Here is a 5,632-nt window from a genome sequence, read left to right on the forward strand (position 1 = left end):
GGGCATGTTGACGTAATCTAATAGTATCATCGTTATTAGAGCTTGAAATTAATAATAGCTTTGAAGCTCCACCGAATGCTTGATCAAGAGTTTCAGGTTTATCGTAGTCACACAGACGTACTTCAATTCCTAGCTCAAGAAATTGTTTGGCTTTCTCAAGGTGGCGAACACAGGCAACAATTTGATCCGCCGAGACTTTCTCAAGGAGTTGCTTGATGATTAAACTTCCTAATTGACCATTGGCCCCCGTAATGACGATCGACATCGAATTTCATCCTTCCTATTGGCGCGGTTTTAGTTAAGAACTTAACCAAATGATTAAAAAAAATGTTACGTTCTTCGTAGTTTATTTAATAAATCAAGGAGTTGTTTCAATTCATGCTCTTCCAACACTTTCATTCTTTCGGCAATCCTTTGACGATTTTCAGGTAAGTTGTTCAACAGGAGGCCCTGACCTTCACTTGTTATTGAAATTATCGTTTTTCTACCGTCCTTTGGATGGTTTGCCCTACGAATTAATCCGTCATTTTCTAATGGGATCAGCAAAAGACTGATATTCGGTTTCGTAACGCCAATTTTCTTGGCTAGCACCGAGGGTAGTATGGTGCCCCCTTCCTTCATAATTTCAACCAATATTCGAATTMTAGCACCATTCAATCCTTTAGATTGCCAATATCTTTCCGATACGTCGACTAAATTGGCCGTTACTTCAACTAGAGAAAAAAAAGCAAGCGAATGTAGCGGTAAATCATGTACGTATTCTTGCAAGTCTTTCATAAAGTCACCACCATAAAGTAGTTAAGCACTTAACTTAATTTACTGCATGTATGAACCCTTTGTCAAATCCAAATACCCAAGGTATACCTTAGCACCACGTGTATGGAATTCGGAAAATAGAATTCCACCTAAAAAAAAGCAGCCCCAACTTGATAAGGGGCTGCTTAGTTCTTGTCACAAGTAGATACCTATCATTTCCGGAGTCGGCGTCTTCTCGTGTTCCAAAACTTGATCCATACGTCGCTATTATCATCTCGAAACAGGTGGATTCCTACGAATTTAAAAGGTGTCCAAATTTCACTGAAATAGTAGTGGGGCATATATTCCGTCCTTCAATTACTTAATCTTCAGTGCTAACATGTTCAGCAGAATCGTTACAGCCTCAGCTCTTGTAGCATGATCTTGAGGAGCGAATTGGTTATCGCCTTTCCCTTGCACAATGCCATCTCGCTTCACATATGCTACGCTGGCTTTCGCCCACGCCGGAATATCCTTGTCGTCCGCGAAGTCGGTTGCGGCATTCGCTTCGCTAGACTGACCCAAAGCCCTCGCAACCATTACTGCCATCTCAGCGCGTGTAATTTGTGCATCCGGACCGAAACTGCCGTTCTCATAGCCATTAATAATGCCTGCCTGTACCGCTTGTGCGACTGCTTTTTGCGCCCAAGCACCGATCTTGACATTATCCGTGAATGTCAGTGCCCCTGCTTCACCTTTCGGCTTCAACGTGTTCATCAGCATGACGGCAAATTCCGCACGTGTCACGGTTTGATTCGGCTTGAATGTACCGTCCGGATAACCCGTAACGATTCCGCCGCTTACCGCTTGCTTAATGTTCGCCTCAGCCCAGTGTCCGGCAATATCGCTGAAATTCAGATTCGGCTTTACTGGCACTTCTGCAGCTTGACCTACAACGAATACCGCATATTTAGTAAAATGATCTACCTGTACAGTGATGGTATCCGCGTTTACTTTACCGCCGGGAACTTCCACCCAACCTTTCTTCGCTTCGTCATAATAGAATACAGTTGCTCTCTGGTCGCCACTTAATTTCGTCGGGTCGAATGAAAAGGTTAGTGTGACCGGCTTACTGAAGTTCTCCGTGAAGTTTTTCAAAATCTCGAAGATTGGGCTGGCTAGAACGTCTTTATTCGTTAGAAGCGGCCCCGTATTCAACACTTTGTCTATCGTTAATTTCAGCTCTTTGCTCGTAGCACCGGCTGGAATCGTGATCGTGACCTCTTTCTTCAAACTAACCTCGCCTGGTCTACCTACAGGAAGCGTCAGTGTACCATCTGTAGAGGTAACTATGCTATTGGTTGGTGTAGTTGAACCGCCACCACCGCTGGAACTTTCCGGTGCAGCGCGGGTAACGGTAACGGTATACGTCTTCGTTAGGCCGTTCTGTGCGGTCACGACGATGGTAATGAGGTTGCTTCCCACATTCAGGCTGATAGCCCCACTCGCTTGACCGCTTGTTACGGAGATTCCATTCACCGTCATTGTAGCGTTGCTATCATATACACTCCCTGTTACGGTAAGGCTCGCTATTCCATTAGCCACACTGGACGTGTATCCAATAGTTCCAGATGCAAAGGCAGGGCTTAGCGCACCGCTCGACAGCATCAATCCGCTCAAGTCTGCGTTGCTACTTGCTGCAGGAGATCTGGTCACGTTTACGGTGTATATGTTGCTCGTACCGTTCTGTGCCATCACTGTAATCTGAATCGGATTAACGCCCATATTTAAATTTGCATTATAGGAATACACATTGCCCGTTACAGTATTGTAAACCGCACCTGTAACCGATAGTATTTGGTTTGAATCTGCTTTTGTCAAAGAAAGATTGAGACTTGAAACAGAGTTCGTTACGTCTACCGTATAGTTCAAATTCGATGACGAAAACTCAGGTGTTAATGTTGCTTGATCCACAGCCAAGCTAGACAGCAGCGCATTAGCACTTAGTGGTGCATTCACCGTCACGGTATACGTGACCTTCGTCGTTCCATCCTGTGCTGTAACAATGACCTTCTTGCCTGTTGCCAAAGCTGTAGCTACGGTTGTTCCATCTTCCTCGTAAACTTCAAACCTTGCATTCGTTGCTTGCGTGATCGCTTCCTTAAATGCGGCTAACGTTGTTCCGTTTGGAATGTCCGTAATGGTTTCATTCGCTGTTCCACCTGCGCTTACGGTTCCTATGGTCGAGGTCAACGTTGCTGCAGAACTCCCTGGCTTGATGTCCGCTAGACCGACCGTCAATGTTTGGCCGATTGATGCAGGCTGTAAGGCGGTTGCTTGTATACGTACCGAGATCGTATCTCCAGCATTTACGCTAATATTATCAACATAAGTACCTGTGATTGGTAGATACACAGCACCGTTAACCGAGTACTCCATCGCACTCGTCACACCGCTTAGCTTCGTTGTTCCTACGTTTGTTCCAGCTGCTAGTACCGCTGTAGTCGGTGCGGCTGCCGGTTCGATGTCAGCAAGACCGACCGTCAATGTTTGATCGATTGATGCAGGCTGCTGCGCGGTTGCTTGTACACGAACCGAGATCGTATCTCCCGCATTTACGCTAATATTATCAACAAAAGTACCTGTGATCGGATTGTAACTGCCACTATTCACCTTGTACTCCATCGCACTCGTTACGCCSGTTAACTTCGTYGTTCCCGCRTTGGTTCCWACGGCCAATGCCGCTGTTGGTCCTGCTGGTGGTTGAATACCCGCTAGACCGACCGTCAACRTCTGGTCGTWTGATGCAGGCTGTAAGGCGGTTGCTTTTACACGTACCGAGATCGTATCTCCAGCATTTACGCTAATATTATYAACAAAAATATCTGTGATCGTAATGTAACTKCCACTATTCACCTTGTACTCCATCGTACTTGTCACACCGCTTAACTTCGTTGTTCCCGCGTTGGTTCCAACGGCCAATGCCGCTGTTGTCGGCGCTGCTGATGGCGTGATGTCCGTTAGACCTACTGTCAACGTTTGGTTGTTTGATCTAGGTTGCTGCGCGGTTGCCGCTACACGTACCGAGATCGTATCTCCAGCATCTACGCTAATATTATCAACATAAGTAATACCTGTGACCGTATTGTAACTGCCACTATTCACCTTGTACTCCATCGCATTCGTCACACCGGTTAACCTGGTTGTTCCTACGATTGTTCCAACGACCAATGCCGCTGTTGGTACGGCTGTCGGTGTGATGTCCGTTGTACCCCATAATTGAGGGTATTGACCTGTAAGCATATACCAATCCAAGCTGAAATCCCAATTGGTATAAGTGCTTTCCAGCTTCATCTCACTAGATGATCTGCCATCCCCTTTTCCTGTATCTGATTGACCTGTTGTTTCGCTGTTGTAGAAGCTGTTACTGATCCCATTATAATAGTCGTGACCAACTAAGCCGCCTGCATACGTAGATCCACTCACATTTCCTGTCGCGTAGCTGTTGCTGATTGATCCTTGATGAAGACCAACTAAGCCGCCTAAATACATAGATCCACTCACATTTCCTGTCGCGTAGCTGTTGCTGATTGTCCCTGAATTTTGACCAACCAAGCCGCCTACAAAAGCAAATCCATTCACATTTCCTGTAGTGTGGCTGTTGCTTATTGTTCCTTGATTATAGCCAACCAAGCCGCCTGCATTTTGATATCCGCTCACACTTCCTGTGCCTGCTGTAGTATAGCTGTTTCTGATTGTTCCTTTATTAAAGCCAACCAAGCCGCCTACATAATATTGACCTTGAACATGAATATCTTCAAGTTTGATATTGTTAATCACACTATTCGCATTCGCTGCTCCGAAAAGTCCAATATTGTCACTACCTGGTCTATTAATCGTTAGATGCGTAATTTTATAACCATTGCCGTCCATATTTCCTTGAAATCCTGCTGAATCATCCCCTATCGGCGACCAGCCTTCGTTGGCGGCATAAGGACTTAAATCAATATTTGCTGTCAATTTGAAAGACTTATCTAAAAAATCCCTAACATCATTAAGCTGATCAGCGGTTGTAATCAGATAAGGATCCATTAATGTACCTGCTCCTGTTCCTGTATACAACTTGTCCACGTACTGGCTTACTCCCGCATCTTCATAATTGGGGACCGTTACCGTGATCGTATGATTGCCTTTTGCCAGCACTCCGGCAGCTATCGTGATCTTCCCGGGCACGACTGTGTAATCCGTACCTGGAGACAGCAGGGTCGCTCCGTCCTTCACCGCCGTGATCGCTAAGCGCCATACCAAGTCGTCCGTAAACGTAATCTCAATTGGATTCACGGTGAGGTTACCTGTTGTGTCCGCTGTTAAAACAGGYGAGGGAAGTAGCTTGACTGTCTGCCTTACTCCCGTAACCTCATAACCGGATGCCGTTACCTCGATCGTATGATTCCCTTTTGCCAGCACTCCGGCTTTTATTGTGATTTTTCCGGGATCAACTGTGTAATCCGTTCCTGGAATCAGCAGGGTCGCACCGTCCTTCACCGCCGTGATCGCTACGCGCCATACCGAATCGTCCATGAACGTAATCTCAGTGTCATTCACGATATAGTTATTTGTCGTGTCCGCTGTTAAAACAGGTGTGGGAAGCCCTTTGATGTCCGATTGACCGACCGTCACTGTTTTTACATGGGATGCCGTACGGACGGAGATCGTATCTCCCGCTTGTACAGCAATATTATCGCGAGAAGTACCCGCGATCGGAGTATAAGTACCCCCGTTAAGCGAATATTCCATATCACTTGAAACACGGTTCAACTTCGTCGTTCCAACGTTGGTTCCTTTTGCCAATGTAAAAGCCCATAATTGAGGGTATTGACCCGGAAGCATGTACCAC

At 46.0% G+C, this 5,632-nt stretch carries 3 protein-coding genes; all 3 read right to left on the reverse strand.

Features of this window, described 5'->3' with window-relative positions:
* A partial coding sequence (locus AC1DWB_RS30665) for an NAD(P)H-binding protein (RefSeq protein ID WP_477544887.1) occupies positions 1–265 on the reverse strand: 265 nt, incomplete at its 3' end.
* 65 nt (positions 266–330) lie between these two features.
* Positions 331–777, reverse strand: a complete 447-nt coding sequence (locus AC1DWB_RS30670; protein ID WP_477544888.1) for a MarR family winged helix-turn-helix transcriptional regulator — start codon at positions 775–777, stop codon at positions 331–333.
* A 336-nt stretch (positions 778–1,113) separates the two neighbouring features.
* Positions 1,114–5,586: an S-layer homology domain-containing protein gene (locus AC1DWB_RS30675; protein WP_477544889.1), complete on the reverse strand. Its 4,473-nt coding sequence runs from the start codon at positions 5,584–5,586 to the stop codon at positions 1,114–1,116.
* Positions 5,587–5,632: the final 46 nt, after the last annotated feature.

The organism is Paenibacillus sp. P4_E11 (assembly GCF_056401635.1).